This is a genomic window from Winogradskyella sp. R77965, from assembly GCF_044594915.1.
GTDB lineage: Bacteria > Bacteroidota > Bacteroidia > Flavobacteriales > Flavobacteriaceae > Winogradskyella.
In genome coordinates, this window is sequence record NZ_CP138990.1 from 2,626,006 (window position 1) to 2,649,744 (window position 23,739).

Annotated in this window: 19 protein-coding genes; 11 read left to right on the forward strand and 8 right to left on the reverse strand. The window is 34.0% G+C overall.

Going from position 1 to position 23,739, the window contains the following annotated elements; translation table 11 throughout:
* Both SJY34_RS11760 and SJY34_RS11765 read left to right on the forward strand, forming a co-directional pair.
* Positions 1–801: a DUF4292 domain-containing protein gene (locus SJY34_RS11760; RefSeq protein WP_400075876.1), complete on the forward strand. Its 801-nt coding sequence runs from the start codon at positions 1–3 to the stop codon at positions 799–801.
* Positions 801–2,024, forward strand: coding sequence for a murein hydrolase activator EnvC family protein (locus SJY34_RS11765; RefSeq protein ID WP_400075878.1), 1,224 nt, complete (start codon positions 801–803; stop codon positions 2,022–2,024). Before SJY34_RS11760 ends, SJY34_RS11765 begins: the two co-directional genes overlap by 1 nt.
* Here the strand turns inward: SJY34_RS11765 and SJY34_RS11770 are convergent, their stop codons facing one another.
* Genes SJY34_RS11770 through SJY34_RS11780 form a run of 3 tightly spaced genes read right to left on the reverse strand, consistent with a single transcriptional unit; the run spans position 2,025 to position 3,804 of the window.
* Positions 2,025–2,243, reverse strand: coding sequence for a DUF6515 family protein (locus SJY34_RS11770; protein ID WP_400075879.1), 219 nt, complete (start codon positions 2,241–2,243; stop codon positions 2,025–2,027).
* Positions 2,244–2,295: 52 nt separating this feature from the next.
* Positions 2,296–2,805 (reverse strand): acyl-CoA thioesterase, encoded by a 510-nt coding sequence (locus SJY34_RS11775; protein WP_400075881.1) that lies wholly within the window; start codon positions 2,803–2,805, stop codon positions 2,296–2,298.
* A gap of 60 nt (positions 2,806–2,865) precedes the next feature.
* Complete coding sequence (locus SJY34_RS11780) at positions 2,866–3,804, reverse strand: SPOR domain-containing protein (RefSeq protein WP_400075883.1); 939 nt, start codon at positions 3,802–3,804, stop codon at positions 2,866–2,868.
* 175 nt (positions 3,805–3,979) lie between these two features.
* Between SJY34_RS11780 and dprA the strand changes: the two genes are divergently transcribed.
* On the forward strand, positions 3,980–5,083 hold the full coding sequence (dprA, locus tag SJY34_RS11785; protein ID WP_400075884.1) for a DNA-processing protein DprA: 1,104 nt from the start codon (positions 3,980–3,982) through the stop codon (positions 5,081–5,083).
* On the opposite strand, the gene trpS is transcribed toward dprA, so the two are convergent.
* Complete coding sequence (gene trpS / locus SJY34_RS11790) at positions 5,080–6,048, reverse strand: tryptophan--tRNA ligase (protein ID WP_400075886.1); 969 nt, start codon at positions 6,046–6,048, stop codon at positions 5,080–5,082. The genes dprA and trpS overlap by 4 nt on opposite strands.
* Positions 6,049–6,141: 93 nt before the next feature.
* On the opposite strand from trpS, the gene SJY34_RS11795 reads away from it, so the two are divergent.
* A complete protein-coding gene (locus SJY34_RS11795) occupies positions 6,142–6,894 on the forward strand; it encodes a lysophospholipid acyltransferase family protein (protein ID WP_400075888.1) in 753 nt (250 codons plus the stop codon).
* An 81-nt stretch (positions 6,895–6,975) separates the two neighbouring features.
* On the opposite strand, the gene SJY34_RS11800 is transcribed toward SJY34_RS11795, so the two are convergent.
* From SJY34_RS11800 to recA, 3 genes are all read right to left on the reverse strand, one after another.
* On the reverse strand, positions 6,976–8,547 hold the full coding sequence (locus SJY34_RS11800) for a hypothetical protein (protein WP_400075890.1): 1,572 nt from the start codon (positions 8,545–8,547) through the stop codon (positions 6,976–6,978).
* Between the two features lie 2 nt (positions 8,548–8,549).
* Positions 8,550–9,095, reverse strand: coding sequence for an RNA polymerase sigma factor (locus SJY34_RS11805; RefSeq protein ID WP_400075892.1), 546 nt, complete (start codon positions 9,093–9,095; stop codon positions 8,550–8,552).
* Between the two features lie 202 nt (positions 9,096–9,297).
* Positions 9,298–10,302, reverse strand: coding sequence for a recombinase RecA (recA, locus tag SJY34_RS11810; protein ID WP_400075894.1), 1,005 nt, complete (start codon positions 10,300–10,302; stop codon positions 9,298–9,300).
* A gap of 395 nt (positions 10,303–10,697) precedes the next feature.
* On the opposite strand from recA, the gene SJY34_RS11815 reads away from it, so the two are divergent.
* From SJY34_RS11815 to SJY34_RS11840, 6 genes are all read left to right on the forward strand, one after another.
* Complete coding sequence (locus SJY34_RS11815) at positions 10,698–11,762, forward strand: rhodanese-related sulfurtransferase (RefSeq protein ID WP_400075895.1); 1,065 nt, start codon at positions 10,698–10,700, stop codon at positions 11,760–11,762.
* Between the two features lie 154 nt (positions 11,763–11,916).
* Positions 11,917–13,146 carry a stage 0 sporulation family protein gene (locus SJY34_RS11820; protein ID WP_400075897.1) on the forward strand — a complete coding sequence of 410 codons (1,230 nt, stop codon included), beginning with the start codon at positions 11,917–11,919 and terminating at the stop codon, positions 13,144–13,146.
* Positions 13,130–13,633: a gliding motility lipoprotein GldH gene (locus SJY34_RS11825; RefSeq protein ID WP_400075899.1), complete on the forward strand. Its 504-nt coding sequence runs from the start codon at positions 13,130–13,132 to the stop codon at positions 13,631–13,633. The genes SJY34_RS11820 and SJY34_RS11825 overlap by 17 nt, the downstream gene beginning before the upstream one ends.
* A gap of 5 nt (positions 13,634–13,638) precedes the next feature.
* Entirely contained in the window at positions 13,639–15,984 is a 2,346-nt protein-coding gene (locus tag SJY34_RS11830) for a penicillin-binding protein 1A (protein WP_400075900.1), read from the forward strand.
* 98 nt (positions 15,985–16,082) lie between these two features.
* Positions 16,083–16,784: a CoA transferase subunit A gene (locus SJY34_RS11835; protein WP_400075902.1), complete on the forward strand. Its 702-nt coding sequence runs from the start codon at positions 16,083–16,085 to the stop codon at positions 16,782–16,784.
* Positions 16,785–16,839: 55 nt separating this feature from the next.
* Positions 16,840–17,493: a 3-oxoacid CoA-transferase subunit B gene (locus tag SJY34_RS11840; protein WP_400075904.1), complete on the forward strand. Its 654-nt coding sequence runs from the start codon at positions 16,840–16,842 to the stop codon at positions 17,491–17,493.
* Between the two features lie 344 nt (positions 17,494–17,837).
* On the opposite strand, the gene SJY34_RS11845 is transcribed toward SJY34_RS11840, so the two are convergent.
* Positions 17,838–19,529, reverse strand: a complete 1,692-nt coding sequence (locus SJY34_RS11845) for an ABC transporter ATP-binding protein (protein WP_400075906.1) — start codon at positions 19,527–19,529, stop codon at positions 17,838–17,840.
* A gap of 171 nt (positions 19,530–19,700) precedes the next feature.
* On the opposite strand from SJY34_RS11845, the gene SJY34_RS11850 reads away from it, so the two are divergent.
* Complete coding sequence (locus tag SJY34_RS11850; protein ID WP_400075908.1) at positions 19,701–23,684, forward strand: fibronectin type III domain-containing protein; 3,984 nt, start codon at positions 19,701–19,703, stop codon at positions 23,682–23,684.
* The last annotated feature ends 55 nt before the right edge of the window (positions 23,685–23,739 follow it).

The window sequence follows — 23,739 nt, forward strand, 5'->3', positions numbered from 1 at the left end:
ATGAAAAAAAATTTAAAACATAATCACGTTAAATTATTAAAATACTTTTTTACAATTTTACTAGCATTTCTAGTAATAAACTGTAAGTCCGCTAAAAATGTCATAGCATCTGGTGAAACAAGTAATAGGCTTTCATCTAATCAGGTCATTAAAGAGCATCAAAGAAATGATGCGTCTTTTAAAACAATGAACGCTAGAGTTGCTATTGACCTCATACAAGAAGAAAAAGAACAAGGTTATACCTTTAGCCTTAGAATGGAAAAAGACAAAGTGATTTGGTTAAGCGCTCCATTGGGTATAGCTCGGATGATGATAACACCAGACAAAGTGAGATTCTATAACAAATTAGATAACGAATATTTTGATGGCGATTATAAACTGTTAAGTGATTTTGTTGGTGTTGATCTCGATTATATGAAAGTACAAAACATCTTATTGGGTCAGGCCATTTATAATCTAAAGGACGAACCACATCAGGTATCTGTAAGTGGCAACTCTTATGCTTTAAGCCCAAAAGACCAGAATGCGCTTATAGATTTGTTTTATTTAATTAACCCATCACATTTTAAGATGGATCGCTTAGAATTATATCAGCAACTAAAAAGAAGAATGCTTCAGGTTGATTATTCGTCTTATCAAGAAGTTGAGAAACAAATATTGCCTAAAAATATAAGAATTATTGCTGTTGAAGATGCAGATGAAGTTGCTGTCACTATGGAATTTAAATCTGTATCTTTAAATAATGAGGTGCGTTTTCCGTTTAATATTCCTTCAGGATATAAAGAAATAGTCATAAAGTAATGAACACAAAGCGTTTTTATACTACACTTATTCTTACTCTGATATTATCTTGTTTTGCTCTCTCTGCTCAAAGCGATAAGCAAAAGAAATTGGAAAAGCAGCGACAGCAGATTATAAAAGAAATGAAGCAGATTAATGCTTTGTTATTCACTAAAAAGAAGGAAGAAAAATCTGCAATTACGCTCATTGAAGATCTTAATTATAAAGTAAATGTTAGAAAAAATCTAATCAGAATTACTAATGAGCAAGCGAATTTACTGACAAGAGAAATAAACAACAATCAGAAAGAAATTACAAGTCTTAGAACACAATTGCAAGAATTAAAAGACGACTACGCTGCTATGGTTGTAAAATCATATAAAAGCAAGTCAGAGCAAAGTAAGGTTATGTTTTTATTGTCTTCAGATAATTTTCAGCAAGCGTATAAAAGATTGCAGTACATAAAACAATACAGAGCTTATCAGAAAGAACAAGGTGAAGCGATAAAGACAAAAACTAAAGAACTTCAAGACCGGAACATTCAACTATCCAAGCAAAAAGAGGATAAGAAAAAATTAATTGAAGAAAACAGAATTGCTAAGCGCGAATTAGAAGGAGAATTAAAACAGCGCGAAGTATTAATGGCGTCTATAAAGTCTGATATGGGCAAATTTGCAGCCCAGATCAAAAAGAAAAAACAAGAAGCCGATAGACTAGATAAAGAGATCAATCGATTGATTAAAGAAGCTATAGCCGCATCTAATAAAAAAGCAGGAAACAAATCATCTACAGGAAAGTTTGTGCTTACACCTGAAGCTAAAAAACTAGCCTCTAATTTTGAAGCCAATAAAGGAAAATTGGGTTGGCCAGTTTCACGAGGTGTTATTAAAGCTAAGTTTGGTAAGGGACGTTCGTTAACAGATAGTTCTGTTGAGGTGAACAATCCAGGCATTAAAATAGCAACTGAAAAAGGTGCAGTGGTTAAGGCGGTCTTTGATGGAGAAGTTTCGCAGATATTAGTGATTAAAAGAGGAAATCCCGCTATAATGATAAGACATGGTGATTACCTAACCATTTACACTAATCTGTCTAAAATCTTCGTAAAAAAGGGTGATAAAGTCAAAACTGGTGAAATGATTGGGGAAGTTTTTACCAATAAAATTAAAGGAGAAACACTTTTAGGTCTTAGAATATATAAAAATAATAAGATGCTAAATCCGGAATCTTGGCTTACTAAATTTTAATTATATCCTAGTAACCACGTACCCTTTTCTGGTTTTTCTATAATGTTTTCCATTAAATACATAGTAGCGTTTACCTTTAACTCTAACAACTTTATATTGTCGAGGTAATTTTTTTACAATCGTAACAGTTGTGGGTTGAGTAACGACGACACGTCTAGCACACGAATTAAAGCTTAATGCGAAAATAAAAACGAAAGTATAGACTAAATATCTCATCATAAATAAATTTGGTTCTATAATGAGACTTTATAATAAGAAAAAGGTTTAAAAACTACTCAAAAAGTGCTTTAAGCTCACTAGCATCACTTGGTTTTATTTTACCTGCTAGTAGTAAACTTAATTGTTTACGTCGTAGAGCCGCATCAAAACGTTGTTTTTCTAACTCAGTTTCTGCAACAAGTTCTGGGACTCTTACAGGTCTTCCAGTTTCATCTACGGCAACAAAAGTATAAATAGCTTCATTAGCTTTAATACGATCACCAGACTCTCTATCCTCAATCCATACGTCCATATATACTTCCATTGAAGATGTAAAAGCTCTAGAGACTTTAGCCTCAATCATAACCACGCTTCCCAAAGGCACAGAACGATTAAAGGCCACATGATTTACTGAAGCTGTGACCACAATTCGTCTAGAATGACGTCTTGCAGCAATACTTGCAGCTCTATCCATACGAGCCAACAGCTCTCCACCAAACAAATTATTGATAGGATTGGTTTCACTAGGTAATACTAAATCAGTAACGATTGTTTTAGACTGCGTAGCGGTTCTTGATTGCATAAATTCTTAAAATTTGTGCAAAGATAAGATGCTTAAAGTAAATAAATGGATAAGAAAGAATTAATCTAGTTTCTTAATCAAAAGCCAAGCATCACGATTATGCTCACGACGTATTTTGTAAAGCGCGCGTTGTGCTTCTGCTCTGGTTTCAAAACTTCCATAAACCACTTCATGAAGACCATAGCGGTTAGCGCCAATTTTTCTTGCTTTATAACCTTTTGTTCTAAGTTGTTTTACTTTTTTATCAGAATTAGCTTCCACTCTAAATGCTCCAGCAACAATATGGTAATTTCCACTCTGTTTATCTAAAGATAAAGTCGCAGCAGGCAATGGATTGCTAATCACAAAAGTAGCCTCTTGTACTTTAGCGTCTAATTGCTCATTAGCTTGCTCTTGTGCTAATTGATTATGTTTTTCAATAGAGTTACTATAATATTTAGTTCCAAAAAAGCCACCTAATCCTAAAACAACAACAGCTGCAGCCGCATATTTTAACCAATTGTTATTAGAACGTTTTTCTGGAGTGAATGCGACAGGAGCTTTTTCCTCTATTTTTTCAACAGTTTCTTTATAAACCTCTCGAGTAACATCAGAAGAGGTAAAGTGAGATAAACCAAAGGAATCCGTTAAGTAATTAACATGTTGAGACGGACTAAATACCATGTTTCCATCAGTATTTAAAGTCAGTTCACCAATATTTTCAAACTGAATAGTTTCACCTTCAACTAAATACGACTTTATTGTTTTTACTTTCTTTGTAAGCTTATCTGTTGCAATTGCGTATGGTATTTTTTCAATCTCAGCAATATAGTTAGCTAATAATCCATCATTTTTCTGTAACTGCTCATTAAAAGACAATACTTTTTTTGGAGGATAAAACGTATGTGTGGATTCATGAATCTTTGCCGAAACACGTTGCGTTAAAAACGCTCCAAAATCAGGAACGGTTACACAATCGTAACGGTATAAAAGGTCGCTAATGTATGTCTCTAACTGCATATGAAAGCAAAGTTAAAAATTTTTAATTCTGAACGAAGTTTAACTTGGCTTAGTTATTAACATCAAAAGAATAAGTAATTAACATCAGTTTTAACCATTAATGGAGGAATGATTTTCTACAAAAAACGATATATTCGTGCTTTAGCGATTTAGTTTTTCAATTTTCTGATTTTCAATGACAGACCAACAGCTTATTTATGCTTTAGCATTGCAACACGTACCAAAAATTGGTGCAACAACTGCTAAAAAATTAATAAACCATTGCGGTTCTGCAGAAGCGGTTTTGAAAGAAAAAAAATCGAAGCTTCTAAAAATTGATGGGATCGGAACCACTACTATCGAAGGTCTTTTTGATAAAAATCATCTTGAAGAGGCAGAAAATGAACTAAAGTTCATCAAAGACAATAAGATTGTTGCACATTATTTTAAAGAAGATACTTATCCTGAAAAATTGAAACATTGCATTGATGGACCCATTGTATTGTTTCAATCTGGAAACATTAACATACAACAACAACGTATTATAAGTATTGTTGGAGCACGTAAAATTACCACAAGTGGAATCGCATTTTGTGAGAAGTTGGTAGAGACCTTATCACAGTTCAATCCCATTATAGTTTCTGGTTTTGCTTATGGGACAGATATTACAGCCCAAAAAGCAGCTGTAAAACATAATCTTCAAACCATAGGATGTTTAGCACATGGACTAAATCAAATATATCCTAAAGTGCATAAAAAGTATGTGGCAGATATTGAAAATCATGGTGGATTTTACACCGATTTTTGGAGTACAGATCCCTTTGATAGAAACAACTTCTTAAAACGAAATAGAATCATTGCTGGTCTTAGTGAAGCCACTATTGTCATAGAATCTGCTGAAAAAGGTGGTAGTCTAGTGACTGCAGATATTGCCAATTCTTATGATAGAGAAGTATTTGCTGTACCAGGAAGAACTACAGATAGCCAAAGTGTAGGTTGTAACAATCTTATAAAATTTCAGAAAGCACATTTATTATCCAATCCTTTAGATGTCCCTTATATGTTGAATTGGGAATTAGAGTCGGATAAAAAACCAGTAGTACAAAAACAGTTATTTGTAGAGTTAGAACCTGATGAAAAAATCATCTATAATTTTCTAAAAGAGAATAATAAAGAGTTGATGGATGTCATAGCGCTAAGATGCGAAATGCCAACCTATAAAATTGCTGGGATATTACTTAATATGGAATTGAAAGGAGTAGTAAGACCTTTGCCAGGCAAATTGTTTGAGGTAATTTAATACCCAACCTTAACTCTAACACGCTTCAATACACCATCGGCAACAACCTTAGCTTTTTCAGCGCCTTTAGCCAAAGCAGCATCAATCTCCTCAAAATTATTCATATAATAATCGTAGCGTTCTCTATGCTTACCAAAACGTTCTAAAATCAATTCGTATAACGCTTGTTTAGCATGTCCATAACCGTAATTTCCACGGTCGTAGTTGGCTTTCATGTCGGTAATTTGAGCTTCTGATGCTAATAAATTATAAATAGCAAAGCAATTACAGGTTTTCCAGTCTTTAGGGTCTTCAAGTGGTGTACTATCTGTTGCAATAGACATAATTTGTTTGCGCAATTTCTTTTCTGGTAAAAATATATCGATAATATTGCCTTTGCTCTTACTCATCTTTGCACCATCGGTACCAGGAATTAACATGGTATCTTTTTGTATGTCTGCTTTTGGCAAAACGAAAGTCTCTCCCATTTTAGCATGAAAACGAGATGCTACATCACGCGTCATTTCTATATGTTGTTCTTGGTCTTTGCCTACAGGTATTATTTCTGCATCGTATAATAAGATATCAGCAGCCATTAGCATTGGGTAGGTAAACAAACCACCATTAACATCATCTAAGCGATCTGCCTTATCTTTAAAACTGTGTGCTAATTCTAAACGTTTAAAAGGAAAAAAACAATTAAGATACCAAGACAATTCAGTAACCTGTGGTACGTCACTCTGTCTGTAAAATACTGTTTTATCTATGTCTAAACCAAAAGCTAACCAAGTTGCAGCAGTAGAATAGGTGTTGCTTCGTAAAACTTCAGCATCTTTTATTTGTGTGAGCGAATGCAAATCTGCAATAAACAAATACGAATCATTAGCTTCATCTTTTGCTTGCTCTATTGCTGGTAAGATAGCACCTAAAATATTTCCTAGATGTGGTGTTCCTGTACTTTGTATTCCTGTTAGTATTCTGGCCATATTCACTTCCTGCGAAAGCAGGAATCTCTTTAAAAGTTAAACGATGCGCAAAGATAATTTTTTTAGTAGAACTATTTACTTAGTTTTGATGCGATGGCAATTTTAAAATACCCTTTCTGGGTTTTATATCGTATTTGGTTCTACGTTTTGGTGGCAATTCCCATAATTGTATTATTCCCAATATTGATTATCTCTATCTCTAGAGAGCAATGGTATCCTTATTTTTTTAGGTTAGCGCGCTTTTGGGCTAAGTTTATTTTAATAGGAATGGGTTTTGGATATAAAATCATAAAAGAAGAAAAACCTGAGCTTAAAAAAAGCTACATGTTTGTAGCTAACCATACCTCTATGGCAGATATTATGCTAATGTTGGTCGCCGTAAAAAACCCTTTTGTTTTTGTGGGTAAAAAAGAATTAGCTAAAATTCCTCTATTCGGCTTTTTTTATAAACGCACTTGTATATTGGTGGACAGATCTAGTGCTAAAAGCAGACAAGCTGTATTTTTAAGAGCACAGCGACGTTTAAAACAGGGTTTAAGCATTTGTATTTTTCCTGAAGGCGGTGTGCCAGAAGAACATATTCTTTTAGATACTTTTAAAGATGGTGCTTTTCGTTTGGCAATAAACCATCAAATTCCCGTAGTACCTATTTCCTTTTACGATAACAAAAAACGATTTTCGTATACGTTTTTTAGTGGAGGACCTGGTAAGATGCGTGCAAAAATCCATAGTTTTTTAAAAACAGAAGGCTTAACTATAGAGGATACTAAGCCTTTAAATGAAAAAGCAAGAACTGTGATTTGGGATGAATTAAGCAATAATATAAAAACAAAAAAGCTACCCTAACCACGAGTAGCTTTTTTAATCATTGCATTCATCATTGCTTAATTGTTGTTGCAATAACCTAACCTAAATTTAACCTAAAACTTAAAACTTAAAACTTAATCCTGTATATACACCAACAAAGAATGGGTTAAAATTACCAGACGTATTATTAAATGTATTTATTTGATACTTGAACGTAGGTTCAAGATTGATATTCCATTGTTTTGACAGCCTATAATCTAATCCTAATCCCAAATTAGCACTATAACTTGTATCATTAATATTGTTAGCTTCACCAATTAAGGTAGAAGTTCCATGTAAATCTGCGAATATCTCATTCTGATTTAAAAAGAAGGTACTAAATCCACCAATGACGTTGATACCAAATTTTTTGTCAACTAATTTATACTCTAACTCTAATGGAACCTCGATAAAACCAAAACGTTGATCTAGATTGCCTGACTTAATAGGTGATGCCGCAGGCATATTCATTAATTTTCCGCTCATAAGAGACGCTACGGGCAAATTCTTATTAAAAGTGACATTACCACCAACAGGAATGCTCGATGCTCTAGAAGCTGCAGTAGCAGATATACTTGGGCCTGTAAAAGCATATACCTCTGAAGTAGATTGACTAAAATTAACACGGCTAACACCAGTTCTCACTTTTAATCTTTTAGTGATTGCATAAGATCCAGCAATACCATAACTCATATTAATATCACTTGTTTTGGTATTACTATTAAACTGATCACCTATTGAAGACCCTTGTCCTAAAGAACTGTAATAAACAGGTGCAACTTTGGGTGCAATGCTCCACCTGTTTTGTTTTTCTTCTTCTTTTTCATCTATAGTATTTTTCGCAATAGCGTCTTTAATATCTTGTTTATTTATCTCTTCAACAATTGAATTCCCAGACTCTAATTCTTCATCGTTTTTTACTTCAGTATCTGTGTTTTTAGTATCTGATTTATTTGAACTAGAATTATTTGCTACAGCAGTATTATTCTTTTCAATAGTATTTTTGATAGCAGATTTGAGTTCTTTTTCATTAGCGAGTTGCGTGGCATTTGAATCTTTTACGTTTGAATTAGATGTTTCTGTATTCACAGCAACCTTAGTGCTATTGTTTTCTTTAGTTGTAGCTGTTAAATCATTACGATTTTGAGACGTGTCTATTTTTTCTTTCTCGCTAGAATAGTTAGCAACAGCATTTGTTTTTTGTTGATACTCGTTAGAATTTATTAATTGATTAGAAACATTATCCTTTCTAGGCATATTATTTTCTTCATCTTCATTAATTAAACTATTGTCTGTTTCTGAATCAACATATTTAATCTTTTCAGCCTCATTGGTTTTCCGCAACTCATTTTGTTTAGAATTCGTTGAGCTATTATCCTTAGCGTTATTGGATTCAATTTTATCTGTATTAACAATAGGTAAATCTTTATTATTACTATCGTCAGAATTAAATATTGAAACACCAGCAGTTAAGAGCAATGCAATAGCGGCCGCAACTCCACCGATTTGCCACCAAAGCGCAATAACTCTACGCTTTTTCTTTCTATTAGGAAGACTTTCGTTTATACGATTCCAAACAGCATCATTTGGTGCTACTTCAAAATCTTTAAACTTTTCTTGAAAAAGTCTATCTATGTTCTTCTTATCACTCATTTTTATAAACTCTGCGAATTTGCACTCGCTCTGTAATCTTCTATTTTATCTCTTAAAATCAATCTAGCGCGTGCTAAATTAGATTTTGATGTTCCGGTTGAAATATTTATTAATTCGCTAATCTCTACATGAGAGTAACCATCTAATACATACAAATTGAATACTAATCTGTAGCGGTCTGGCAAGTCTTGAACGATTTTTAATAAAAAATCTATATTCAAATCCTCATCATTAATATCTACAGAGACATCTTCTATATTGCCTTCATTTACGATGTCGTAAACTCCTACATCTTCTCTGTATCGCTGTAATGCTGTGTTAATTGCAATACGTTTTAACCAACCTTCAAAAGAACCTTTATTATTATACTGATCTATTTTACCAAATACAGTTATAAATGCATCATGCAGATTATCCTCTGCTTCCACATAGTTTTTAGAGTACTTAAGACAAAGCGAAAATAATTTACTTGCATATTGCTTGTATAATTGAGCTTGAGCTTGAGCATCTTGTTCAATACAATTTTTTATGAGTCTGTCTAAACTCACATTTTTTTCGGAATTAATTAATAACTATTTTACTTGTACAACCTTTGTAACTTCATCTTAAAAAACTAAGACAATTGCTTACTTAGTCAATAGTTTTTATAAATAATTACAATCAATTTCACTAGGTAGATGCAAAAAATGCAGAAGGGTTGCGTGTGAAAATGAAAAAATCCTGAATTTTTTCAGGATTTTTTCATTTTTTTTATTTGGAGGCGTTAATTAACGCCCTAACTTTTTCTTCTAATTCATCCATTAAATCAGGATTATCTTTTATTAAAGCCTTTACGGCATCCCGTCCTTGACCAAGCTTAGTATCTTCATAACTAAACCAAGACCCACTCTTTTTAACAATATCGTGTTCTACAGCTAAATCTAAGATTTCACCAACTTTAGAGACTCCTTCTCCATACATAATATCAAATTCGGCTAATTTAAATGGTGGGGCAACTTTGTTCTTAACAACTTTAACCCTTGTTTTGTTACCCATTACAGTGCTATCGCTATTTTTTATTTGAGTTGAGCGTCTAATATCTAAACGCACAGAAGCATAAAATTTAAGGGCGTTACCACCTGTTGTTGTCTCAGGATTACCGAACATGACTCCGATTTTTTCACGCAATTGATTAATAAAAATTACTGTGCAATTTGTTTTACTTATAGATGCCGTTAACTTTCTAAGTGCTTGAGACATTAAACGTGCATGTAGACCCATTTTAGAGTCTCCCATTTCACCTTCAATTTCACTTTTGGGCGTTAATGCAGCTACGGAGTCAATAACAACAATATCTATAGCGCCAGATCTAATTAAATTATCTGCAATTTCTAATGCTTGTTCTCCATTATCTGGTTGAGAAATGATTAAATTATCAATATCTACACCTAAATTCTCCGCATAAAAACGATCAAAGGCGTGTTCTGCATCAATAAAAGCAGCTATACCTCCAGCTTTTTGCGCTTCTGCAATGGCATGTAGTGTTAATGTGGTTTTACCAGAAGATTCCGGACCATATATTTCAATGACTCTACCTCTTGGATATCCTCCTACTCCCAATGCAATATCTAAACCCAATGAACCAGACGAAATAGCATCTACATCTACAATAGCCTGATCGCTCATTTTCATTACAGTCCCTTTTCCGTAAGCTTTATCTAATTTATCTAAGGTTAATTTTAAAGCTTTTAATTTTGCGTCTTTTTCACTACTCATCTCTTCTTTTTTTCTTATTTGTGAACATCAAAAATACCACTTATTTTAATTATTTCAATTTTATCACGCAACCATTTTACACTTTTCACATCTACTAAATGAAAAAGGAAATATTTGCTATGAAATTATCCATTAAATTCTTTTTTTGATCATTTAGAATATAATGGTATTAAAATTTATTCATTAGTAAGACATGAGCATTTCGGCTGCTATGATTTTTCTAAGCAGCTGATAAGCCCATGCAAACTAGCCTTTTATTAAGTTTTATGTTATAAGTTAGTAAAAAAGCACTTTGAGATTCTCAAGGTGCTTTTTTGATGTTTAAACCTTTGTTATTTGGGAGCAAAGAATACCTTTGTAAAATAATTATTCTTTAACCTTAAAATTAGTATAGCATGCAACTGTACAATAACTTAAGTGCTAAAGAAAGAGCAGAACTTATTGAAAAAGCAGGTAAAGAACGCTTAACAATCTCTTTCTACAAGTACGCCAAAATTGGCAATACCGAAATTTTTAGAAACCATATGTTCTTAGCTTGGGACCAACAAGAAGTTTTGGGAAGAATCTATGTGGCAAACGAAGGCATTAACGCTCAACTCTCAATACCTGCAGAGAATTTTGATGCTTTTAAAAACCATTTAGACACTATTACTTTTTTAGAAAATGTAAGATTAAACGTTGCTATTGAGCACGATAATTTTGCCTTTTTAAAGTTGAAAGTTAAAGTTAGACATAAAATTGTCGCAGACGGATTAAATGACGACTCATTTGATGTTACAAACAAAGGTGTGCATGTAAATGCTGAAAAATTCAATGAACTTATTGAAGATCCTGATACTGTCTTAGTAGATATGCGTAATCATTACGAAAGTGAAATAGGTCATTTTAAAAATGCCATAACTCCAGATGTAGATACATTTAGAGAATCTCTAGACTTAATTGAAGAAGATTTACGAGAGCACAAAGAGGATAAGAAATTGGTGATGTATTGTACTGGTGGAATTAGATGTGAAAAAGCGAGTGCCTATTATAAACATAAAGGTTTTAAAAACGTATTTCAGCTTGAAGGCGGCATAATTAATTACGTAAGACAAATTGAAGCCGAAGGTATAGAAAACAAGTTTATAGGTAAAAACTTTGTGTTCGATCAGCGCCGTTCAGAACGTATAAGTGATGACGTTATTGCTAATTGTCATCAATGCGGAGAGCCTGCAGATTTGCACACAAATTGTGCTAACGCAGCTTGTCACTTGTTGTTTATTCAATGCGATTCTTGTAAAGAAAAAATGGAAAATTGCTGTTCCTCAAACTGTATGGAAATAAACAGATTACCTTATGAAGAACAAAAAGCTTTAAGAAAAGGTCAGGGTAATAGCAACGATATTTTCAAAAAAGGACGAGCAGATCACTTACCATATAAAAAGGATTTGCGGAATATTTTTGAAATTTTAAAGAAATAAAATGGATTAGCCTTGAATTTAAATTCAAGGCTTTTTTAATCTTAATTTCATATCTCTACAGAAGTTGATAAATAGTTTTATCTTTACTTTCTAATTATTTACGAATCCTATATCTAGATTTTTAATACATCTAGATTTAATATATAAAATTTTTATGGCTTGCAACAGTTGCTCAACTGGTAAAGATGGCCAACCAAAAGGATGCAAAAACAATGGAACTTGCGGTACAGATAGCTGTAACAAACTCACTGTTTTTGATTGGTTAGCTAACATGTCGCTTCCAAACGGTCAAGACCCATTTATTGGTATTGAAGTGCGTTTTAAAAACGGCAGAAAACAATATTATAAAAACACAGAAAACCTTACATTAAGCATTGGAGATATTGTAGCCACACAAGCAAAATCTGGCCATGATATAGGAATGGTTACACTTACTGGCGAGTTGGTAAGGGTGCAAATGAAGCGTAAGAAAGTAAACCTTGATGACCCTGAAAAGGTTTTAAAAATATACCGAAAAGCATCACAAAAAGATATAGACATTTGGTCTACTTCTAGAGACAAAGAAGAACCAATGAAGGTTAAGGCAAGACAATTTGCCATAGACCTAAATTTGAAAATGAAAATCTCCGATATAGAATATCAAGGAGACGGAAGTAAAGCAACATTTTATTACACAGCAGAAGAACGCGTAGATTTTAGAGAATTGATAAAAGTTTTTGCACGCGAATTTAGAACACGTATCGAAATGAAACAAGTTGGCTTTAGACAAGAAGCTGCAAGACTTGGAGGTATAGGTTCTTGTGGTAGAGAGCTGTGTTGTTCTACTTGGCTAACCGATTTTAGATCTGTAAGCACATCTGCAGCACGCTATCAGCAACTGTCTTTAAATCCATTGAAGCTTGCTGGTCAGTGTGGCAAACTAAAATGTTGTTTAAATTATGAGTTAGATGCATATTTAGACGCTTTAAAAGCATTCCCTAAAAATGACACAAAGCTTTACACCGAAAAAGGAAAAGCTGTATGCCAAAAGACAGATATTTTTAAAGGCTTAATGTGGTATGCCTATGAAGGAGAATGGATGAATTGGCATGTTATAACTACGGACCAAGCCAATGAAATAATTGAAAAAAACAAGAAAAAAGAGAAGGTTGCAAGTCTGGAAGAATATGCTGCTGAGCATATACAAGACACTAAAAATGAGTTTGAGAACGTTGTAGGTCAAGATAGTTTAACACGTTTCGATAGTCCAAAATCGAGAAAGAAACGTAAAAACAATAGGAACAACAGAAATAATAAAAACAGAAACAACAAGAATAGAACTCAAAATAGAAACCGCAACCAAAAATCAAATGCCAAAACAAATACCAATGCTAAAAAGAATTAACTGTTTATTTTTATCACTAATCAGTTGTTTTTTTATCACTAGTTGTGATTCAAATGCTGTATTCGATAGGTATGAATCTGCGCCAAACGAATGGCATAAAGATTCTATTGTGAGTTTCAATTTTAAAGCACCAGATACCACTAAGAATTATAATCTATTCGTTAATTTAAGAAATACTAATGATTATAAGTTTAGTAATTTATTTCTTATTGTTGAGTTGAATTATCCTAACGGAAAAGCTGTTAAAGATACTTTAGAGTATAAAATGGCGGCACCAAATGGGGAGCTTTTGGGCACAGGATTTTCGGATGTTAAAGAAAATAAATTGTGGTTTAGAGGTTTCAAAGAATCATTTAAGTTTAATGAGGAAGGTGATTACGCAGTTAATATTCAACATGCTATGCGAAACAACGGAGACGTCAATGGTATCGAAAATTTAGAAGGTATTACGGAGATAGGTTTTAGAGTAGAACAGGCTCAAAAATAACAATTATGGCAAAAAAGAAAACAACACAGTCTAAATCAAATACTTTAGATTTTTCAAAATATATACGTTGGTTTTGGATGGTATTTGCAGGAGGTATCCTCGTGATAGTTCTTCTATTTTTATTTGCCTCTTGGGGATTATTAGGAGAAATGCCAGACCATACCAGATTAGAAAACCCAGAAACCAATCTAGCCACAGAGATTATTTCTTCAGATGGCAAAACTCTTGGTAAATTTTATTTTGATGATAATAGAACTCCGGTTGGTTATAACGATTTGCCAAAAAATATTATTGATGCTTTGGTTGCTACTGAAGATGTCCGTTATTATGACCATTCTGGTATTGATGGTAGAGGAACTCTAAGAGCAATAAGCTCATTAGGTAGTGGAGGAGGTGCAAGTACTATTTCTCAACAATTAGCAAAGAACTTATTTACAAAAAAAGTTTCCTCTAACATAATAGAACGACTTTCTCAAAAAGTAAGGGAATGGATAATTGCTATTCGCTTAGAACGACAGTATACAAAAGAAGAGATCATTGCGCAATACTTAAATATTTATGATTTTGGAAATAATGGTGATGGAATTCGTTCTGCAGCTCGTATCTATTTTGGTAAAGAACCCAAGGAATTAGATCTAAAAGAATCGGCAATGTTAGTTGGAATGCTTAAGAACTCTTCACTTTACAATCCGAGAAGAAATCCTGTTGGTGTTAGAAACAGACGTAATGTTGTTTTAGCGCAAATGAAAAAATATGAGTATATAAATGAAGAAGTAAAAGACTCACTTCAAAATACAGAATTAGATTTAAACTTTACACCAGAAACTCATAGTCAAGGTACCGCAACTTACTTTAGAGAATACCTTAGAGGATTTATGAAAGATTGGATAAAAGATAAAAACAATAGAAAACCAGATGGGAGCAAATACGATTTATATAGCGATGGCTTAAAAGTATTTACTACTATAGATTCTCGAATGCAGAAATATGCAGAAGAAGCTGTTGCGCAACACATGCCAAGATTACAAGCTGAATTTGATAACCAAAATACTCCAAAGCGAAATAAAACAACACCTTTCCGAGAATTAGATCAATCCGAAATTAAGAAATTGATGAATGATGGAATGAAACGCGGTGAGCGATGGAGAATACTTAAGGGTCAAGGGAAATCTGATAAAGAAATAAGAGCATCTTTCCAAGAGCCAACCGAAATGGAAATATTTAAATGGGTAGATGGTAAACCAGCTTACATAGATACGATTATGAAGCCAATTGACTCTATGCGTTACTATAAAAAGTTTTTACGACCTGGTATGATGTCTATGAATCCGCTTACGGGTCATGTAAAAGCTTGGGTAGGTGGAATGAACTATAGGCATTTTCAATATGATATGGTGAAACAAGGAAAGCGCCAAGTAGGTTCTACCTTTAAGCCATTTGTATATGCAACAGCGATAGACCAGTTACAGTATTCGCCTTGCGATTCATTTCCGAGATCACCAATAACGATAGAGGCTGATAAATTTGGTAACCCAGAACCATGGACGGTTAAAAATGTAGATGCTAATTACTCTGGTAAACAAACATTAAAAGATGCTTTGGCGAGTTCAACCAATACAATTACGGCACGTTTAATGAATGAGATTGGGCCACAACCCGTAGTACAAATGGCAAAAAAATTGGGTATTGAATCTGAGATTTTGCCTGTGCCTGCAATTGCTTTAGGAACTGCAGATATAAGCGTTTATGAGATGGTTGCAGCGTATTCAACCTTTGCAAATAAAGGGGTTTATAATAAACCTGTTATGGTAACGCGTATTGAAGATAAAAATGGAACTGTACTGTATCAATTTGCACCAGAGAGTAGGGATGTGTTAAGTGAAGAAGTGGCATATACAACTGTTAATCTTATGGAAGGGGTTACACAAGCGGGTTCGGGTAAGCGTTTAAGACATTCATGGGCCATAAAGAAATCAGAGTATAAAGAAATTGTTACGGGCTATCCTTATGAGTTAAAAAATCCTATTGCAGGTAAAACAGGAACCACTCAAAACCAAAGTGATGGTTGGTTTATGGGAATGGTGCCTAATTTAGTCACAGGTGTTTGGGTTGGTGCAGAAGATAGAGCAGTTCATTTTAGCAGCACGACATATGGACAAGGTGCCGCCATGGCACTACCAATTTGGGGATTGTATATGAAGGCTTGTTATGCAGACGAAACTTTAAATGTTTCTACTGGCAAGTTCGATAAACCTTCGAGATTATCCATAGATATTGATTGTGAGGCTAGAGATGAAGGTGATCTTGGTAGCGATGACGATCCGGAGGATAATGTAGATGTAGATTTCTAAAATCTTTCAAATTTCTTTTCCGAGCTTATTTTTTAGCTAAATTTTAATATGAATTCTAGCCTTAGTTTCGTACTTTTCAAGGTATAAATATTTTATTTATGATTAATAAAAAAGTATCAGGTGTAGTAGAAGCTCTAAATGGTGTTTCTGATAACATGACCTTTATGTTTGGTGGATTTGGTCTGTCTGGTATTCCTGAAAATTCAATAGCAGAATTAGTAAAACGTAACGTCAAAGGGTTGACCTGTATTTCTAATAATGCAGGTGTAGATGATTTTGGTTTGGGGTTGTTACTTCAGCAGAAACAAATCAAAAAAATGATTTCATCTTATGTAGGTGAAAATGATGAGTTTGAACGTCAGATGCTTTCAGGAGAGTTAGATGTAGAGTTGATTCCTCAAGGCACATTAGCAGAACGCGCCAGAGCTGCACAAGCAGGATTTCCAGCGTTTTACACGCCAGCTGGTTATGGAACTGAAGTTGCTGAAGGAAAAGAAACCAGAGAATTTAATGGTAAAATGTATGTCTTAGAACATGCCTTTAAAGCAGATTTTGGATTTATTAAAGCGTGGAAAGGCGATGCAGCCGGAAATTTAATCTTTAAAGGAACAGCGCGTAACTTTAATCCTAATATGTGTGGAGCTGCAAAAATTACAGTTGCTGAGGTTGAAGAGTTAGTTCCTGTTGGAGAATTAGACCCAAATCAAATTCATGTTCCAGGGATATTTATACAGCGTATTTTTCAAGGTAAGACATTTGAAAAAAGAATTGAACAACGAACGGTGAGACCAAGAAGTTAATATATAAATTACTGTCAGGTCGAGCGCAGTCGAGACCTATTAAAAATATAAAAACATGCTTGACAAAAACGGAATAGCAAAGCGTATTGCAAAAGAAGTAAAGGACGGTTACTATGTTAACTTAGGAATTGGGATTCCAACTTTGGTAGCCAATTTTGTAAGAGATGATATTGAAGTTGAATTTCAAAGTGAGAATGGAGTCCTAGGTATGGGACCTTTTCCGTTTGAAGGAGATGAAAATGCAGATATTATTAATGCTGGTAAACAAACGATAACGACATTACCTGGTGCTTCGTTCTTTGATTCTGCCATGAGTTTTTCTATGATAAGAGGGCAACACGTTGATTTAACGATACTTGGAGCTATGGAAGTGTCAGAAAATGGTGATATAGCTAACTGGAAAATCCCGGGCAAGATGGTAAAAGGTATGGGCGGAGCTATGGATTTAGTGGCAAGTGCAGAAAATATCATAGTCGCTATGATGCATACAAATAGAGCTGGAGCATCTAAATTGTTGAAAACATGCTCATTACCATTGACAGGTGTAGGTTGTGTAAAGAAAATAGTAACAAACATGGCGGTTATAGAGGTTACTGATAAAGGTTTTAAATTATTGGAACGTGCATCTGGAGTTTCTGTTGAAGATATTAAAAACGCTACTGAAGGTCATTTGATTATTGAAGGTGATATTCCGGAAATGAAATTATAATTCTCAAATAAAAATAGAATCAAGCCACTAATCTTTAGTGTTTTTTTTGTAGGTAAAAACGTCATAACATTTGTTAAATGTTAAAAAAATGTGCATTTCGTCGATTTATAATGTATTTAAGCTGATTAAATGAAAATTAGTTTCATATTGCAGTCCCAAACAAAACGAATATAAATTAACCTGATTTACCTTTTTTGACTCAAATCTACCATGAATTACTGCTTATGAAGACTAAATCAAATTTACCCGGACGAACTTTAAATAAAAGCCATGAATTTTCTTTTATAGAAGACACATTGGAGTTAGTCTCAAATATTTTAAAGTTAGCCAGAAAAGTATTCATGCTATAACCCTTTGGGTATAGCATGAATTAACTTTTTAGTATATTCTTTTTCAGGCGATGCGTATATGTTATCAGCATCTCCTATTTCCTCTATTTTTCCTTTATTCATTACTAATAATTGGTCTGCCATATATTTTACTACGGCTAAATCGTGTGATATAAATATATAGGTAAATCCAAATTGTTCCTTAAGATTATTTAATAGATTTAAAACCTGCGCTTGAACAGATATATCTAATGCCGATACAGATTCGTCACAAACTATAAGTTGAGGTGCTAAAGCAATCGTCCTTGCAATACCAACACGTTGTCTTTGTCCTCCGGAAAATTCGTGAGGATATCTATTAAAAGCTGAAGCATCCAATCCTACTTCTTCTAGAATTTCTATTACTTTTTCTTTTCGGTCAGTATCAGAGGTTCCAATACCATGAACTTTCATAGGCTCTAAAATGGCATTGCCAACAGTTAATCGTGGATTTAATGAAGCAAATGGATCTTGAAATATGATTTGAATATCTTTTCTAAGCTGCCGCATTTCCGAACGACTTAAGTTAGTAATATCTTTTCCTTTATATATAATCTGCCCAGAAGTCGCTTTATCTAATTGAAGAATAGCATTTCCTAAAGTAGATTTACCACAACCAGATTCACCAACCAAACCAATCGTTTCGCCAGGATATACTTTAAAATTGACTCTGTTTACTGCTTTAAAAGGTTTGTCTTTTGTAAACCATCCTGTTTTTGTAAAATATGTTTTCTCTAGATCAATGACCTCCAATAAAGGAGCTTGGCTATATAATTTTTCGTGATTTTTTTTTCGATCAACATCAGAAACAACGGTATTACTGACAGTATCAGACATAAAATCAGAAATGGTTGGCAGTTGTTTTAATCTAAAATCGGTAGAAGGTCTTGCTCCAATTAATGCCTTAGTATAATCGTGCTTAGGAGTTTTAAATATGATTTCAGTTGCGCCTTGTTCTACTATGTCTCCTTGATACATCACCAAAACCCTATCCGCCAATTCGGAAACTAATGATAAGTCGTGAGAAATAAACAATACACTCATTTTAGTCTCTTCTTGAATAGCTCTTAATAACTCTAAAATCTCTTTCTGAACAGTAACATCTAAAGCAGTTGTTGGTTCGTCAGCAATCAATAATTTGGGCTTACAGGCAATTGCCATAGCAATCATGACACGTTGTTTTTGTCCACCAGAAATTTCGTGAGGATATGCCTTATAAATACGTTCAGGATTCGGAAGTTTTACTTTTTCGAAAAGATTTATGACTTCAGTCTTTATTTCTGAACCTGATAGATTAGTATGGTTATTCAATATTTCTTCAACCTGTTTTCCACAACGCATAGAAGGATTTAAGGAACTCATAGGTTCTTGAAAAATCATGGCAATTTTATTTCCCCTAATCTTTTGAAATTCTTTTTCGGAAAGACCAACAATATTTTTGTCATCAAATAAAATTGAACCAGACGTAATTTTAGAAATACCTTTCGGTAATAAACCCATTAAAGCCAATGAAGAAATAGACTTACCAGACCCAGATTCTCCAACCACAGCGACAATTTCATTTTGTTGAATTTCAAATGAAATGTCCTTTATAATTTGTTTTTCATTTTTGTTTTTAAAAAATGAAATATTTAAAGATTCAACTTCCAGTAATTTTTCATTTGCCATAGGTAAATGTAGTTATTTTCTTCAAAAGTGCTGTGGTAAAACCGTAACTAAAAATAAATTGAAGTATTAGAGCGAAAACGTTTTCGAAAAACTCTTTTTTTAACAAAATTTTAATATTTTCGTTCAGTTTTTAACATAAAAACACACTAACTATTTTAAATTTTAAAAAAAATGAATAAAAAACTACAGTTTTTATCAGGCGTAATAGTAATATTATTGCTTTCTGTTGGAACTTTTTCCTTATTAAACAATAAGGAAACCTCGAACTTAACTTTACAAGAAGAAAGAAATGCTCATGCAAAGGTCATAGCCAATTCACCTTTTAAGGAAACATTGACTTGGGACAAAAAGAAGCGAAAGAAAGAAGGGCTTCCACCTAATCGCTATTTTGAGCAAATGTGGGAGCTAACGGTTAATCCATCTACTGGAAAACTAGATGATGGTCAATTAACACTTCTGAGAGAAGAATTAGAATCAAACCGCCTTGCTAAAAGAAATCCTGGTGAAGCTGGAAATGATTGGGAAGAAAGAGGTCCTAATGATATTGGTGGGCGAACACGAGTTATAATGTTCGATCCTAATGACGCCTCAAATAATACTGTTTTTGCAGGTGGTGTTAGTGGAGGTCTATGGAAAAATACAGATATCACAAACAGTAATTCTACATGGACTCGTATTCAAAATGTTCCTGGAAATTTAGCTGTGACATCAATTACTGTAGATCCTAACAACTCAAACAGATGGTTTGTTGGTACAGGTGAGCAATATACAGCAGGAGATGTTGTAGGTAATGGTGTTTATATGACTAATGATGGTGGTAATTCATGGAATCCGGTTAATATACCAGCAGCAGGTGCTGGCACTTTTGAGTTTAGTGCTACAAATTTATTTTTATCAGGATTATTTTATGTAAATGCTGTACAAGCATGGAATAATAATGGTAATACGGAAATTTTTGTCGGTGTAGGCGCATTTGTGTATGGTGACGCTGCAAATCCTAGTAACTGGTTGGGTTTACAAACAGCAGGTTTGTACCATTCAACTAATGGTGGTACAACATGGAATAGAATAGAGTCTTCTAATTTAGAAGCCAATACTTCTGGTGTTAATACATATTATGCTATACCAAATGATTTTGAAGTAAGTGCTGATAATACCCTTTGGATGTCAACAATAAATAACGGATTCGGAGCTGGAGGAGGCCAAGTTTTTAGCTCTACAAATGGATCTACGTGGACAGCAGCAGCAGCTTCGCCATTACCAGATTCTGATCGTGTTGAAATTGAAGTTTCATCTTCAAATCCAAATAAATTGTATGCCTTGACGGAAGGGGTTAACTCACCTGTACATATTTACACAACTACAAATGCTTTTGCGAGTATTTCAACCGGTGCATTACCTAACGATGCAGACCAAGGAATAGCTGCAAACGATTTTACAAGAGGTCAGGCATTTTATGATTTGATGATAGAAGTTGATCCTAATAACGATAATATATTGTATGTAGGAGGTATCGATTTATTTAGATCTACCAATAGTGCTTCCTCTTGGACACAAATTTCTAAATGGTCTAATAATCCTGGACTTAGTACTTTACCTGTACCTCTTGTTCATGCAGATCAGCACGCTATGACTTTTAGACCAGGAAACTCTAATCAAGCTATTTTTGGCAATGATGGTGGTATTTATTATGCATCAAGTTTGTCGAGTGCATCAAATTCTAGTTCAGCAATTGGTGTAAGAAATAACAATTATAATGTTACACAATATGTAAAGGCAGGCATTGGTCCTAATGGAAGTGGATCAACAAGTGTTATTTTTACTGCCGGAGCTCAAGATAACGGTTCACAGGCTTTTAGAAATGGAAATGCAGATCCTGGTATCAATGGCTCTGAAGAATTATCTGATGGTGATGGTTTTTACACTTTTGTTGATAAAGATGGCCAATACATGATTGCTACTTTTGTTGCTAATGTAATTTATAGATATAATTTACCTTGGAACGGCTTAGGAAGACGACAAGGTGGTGCGACAACCTTATCAAGTGACCAAACTAGAGGTGATTTTGTTAATCAAATGGATTATGATAATGATGCTAATCGCTTACTAACTAATAATTCAAATAGTGCAGGTAATGCTATTAAATCTATAAACGTAGCATCTAATTCTAGCGGAAGTCTCACAAATAATTTATTAACAGCCGCACCTTCTGCGTTTAGAGCTTCACCTTTTGAAAGCAATGCATGGCATGTTGGACTTAAAAATGGTAATCTAATAAAATTAACAGGTGTCACTAATACCAGTGCAAGCTGGTCTAATATATCAACTCCATTTGTTGGATCTGTGTCTTCAGTGAGATATGGTGAGACAGCAAATGATATCTTTGTTACAATTCACAATTATGGTGTAACAAGTGTTTGGGCAACTTCAGATGGTGGTTCTAACTGGGTTAGTAAGGAGGGAGATCTCCCTAACATACCAGTTAGAGACATACTTCAGAATCCTTTAAATAGAAATGAAGCTATCCTAGCAACTCAATTAGGAGTATGGTCTACATCTAACTTTAATGCAACTGACCCAAATTGGTCGCAAGCTTATAACGGAATGAGCGATGTTAGCGTGACATCTTTGGACTATTGGGCAGTAAATGGCGATAATAATAATCAAATCATTGCATCTACTTATGGTAGAGGTGTATTTACAGGTCAGTTCACAGCAACTACGGTGCCTGACACAGAAGCACCTTCTGTGCCACAAAACTTAACAGTTTCAAATGTAACAACCACAAGTTTAGATTTAAATTGGGATGCATCTACAGATAATGTAGGTGTTTCAGAATATGAAGTATTTCAAGATGGAAATTCAATCGGAACAACATCTTCAACTAACCTGTCTGTTAATGGTTTAACAGAATCAACAACATATAGTTTTACTGTTTTAGCAAGAGATGCATCAAATAATGACTCTGCCCAAAGTGCTGCTGAAAATGGCACAACTTTAGATCCAGATACTACTGCACCTTCAGTACCTAATAACTTATCTGCAAGTAACACAACAGCTTCATCAGTAGATTTAAGCTGGGATGCATCAACAGATAATGGTGGAGTTCAAGATTATGATGTATTTCAAGATGGAGCAATTATAGCTACTGTTAGTTCAACCTCATATCAAGTGACGGGTTTATCTCAACTTACGAGTTATTCATTTACTGTAAGTGCAAGAGATACCTCTGGAAATGTTTCTGCACAAAGTAATAACGTTATAGCTACCACTAGCGGAGAATGTGTTCCTACAAGTAGTAACTTTAATTCAAGCACCTTAAATCATTCAGGTTCTGGCGCAACAAGTACTACACTTAATTTTGCGGGAGGCATTCATGAAGACATAACTTTTACAATTACAGAATTGAATGCTAGAACTGGTGGTAAGCAAAGTAGAAGATTTATAGATAGAATAGTTATCTCGTATGTCGATGGTAACGGAATATCTCAAAATTATGGCACTTTTACTGGAAATACAACAAGCAGTGTTAATGTGTCAATACTTGGTGCTGTAGAATCAGTTACTGTTGCATTATCTGATGCTTTCGACGGAAATGCAGGTACTAATATGAGTGTTTTGTTAAGTTCAGTGCAATCATGTGTTTCATTAAATTGTACGGACTCAGATGGTGATGGAATTTGCGATGAAGATGATCAATGTCCACAATTTGATGATAATCTAATTGGAACTAGCTGTGACGATGGAGATGCTTGTACAATAAATGATGTATATGGCACTGATTGTAATTGTGCTGGTACTTTTGCGGATTCTGATGGCGATGGTGTTTGTGATGGTGATGATATTTGTCCTGGAGGTGATGACGCTATAGATCTTGATGGCAATGGTGTGCCTGACGATTGTGATTGTGCAAATGGAAATGGAAGCTTTAATCCTAGTATTTTAAATCATTCTGGAAGTGGCTCTAGCAATGTAAGTTTCAGTTTCTCAAATCTATCTAAAGATGTAAACTTTAGTATATCTGGATTAGGTGCAAGAGTAAATGGTAACCCAAGAAATAGATTTGAAGAAGTAGCAACGGTTACATATATTAATGCCAATGGGCAAACACAAACATTAAATTCGTATAGTGGAGCTAATCAGAAGTACAGCTAATGTGACTATTTCTGATTTCATCTCCGAAGTAACCGTTTCATTAAGTAATGGTGTA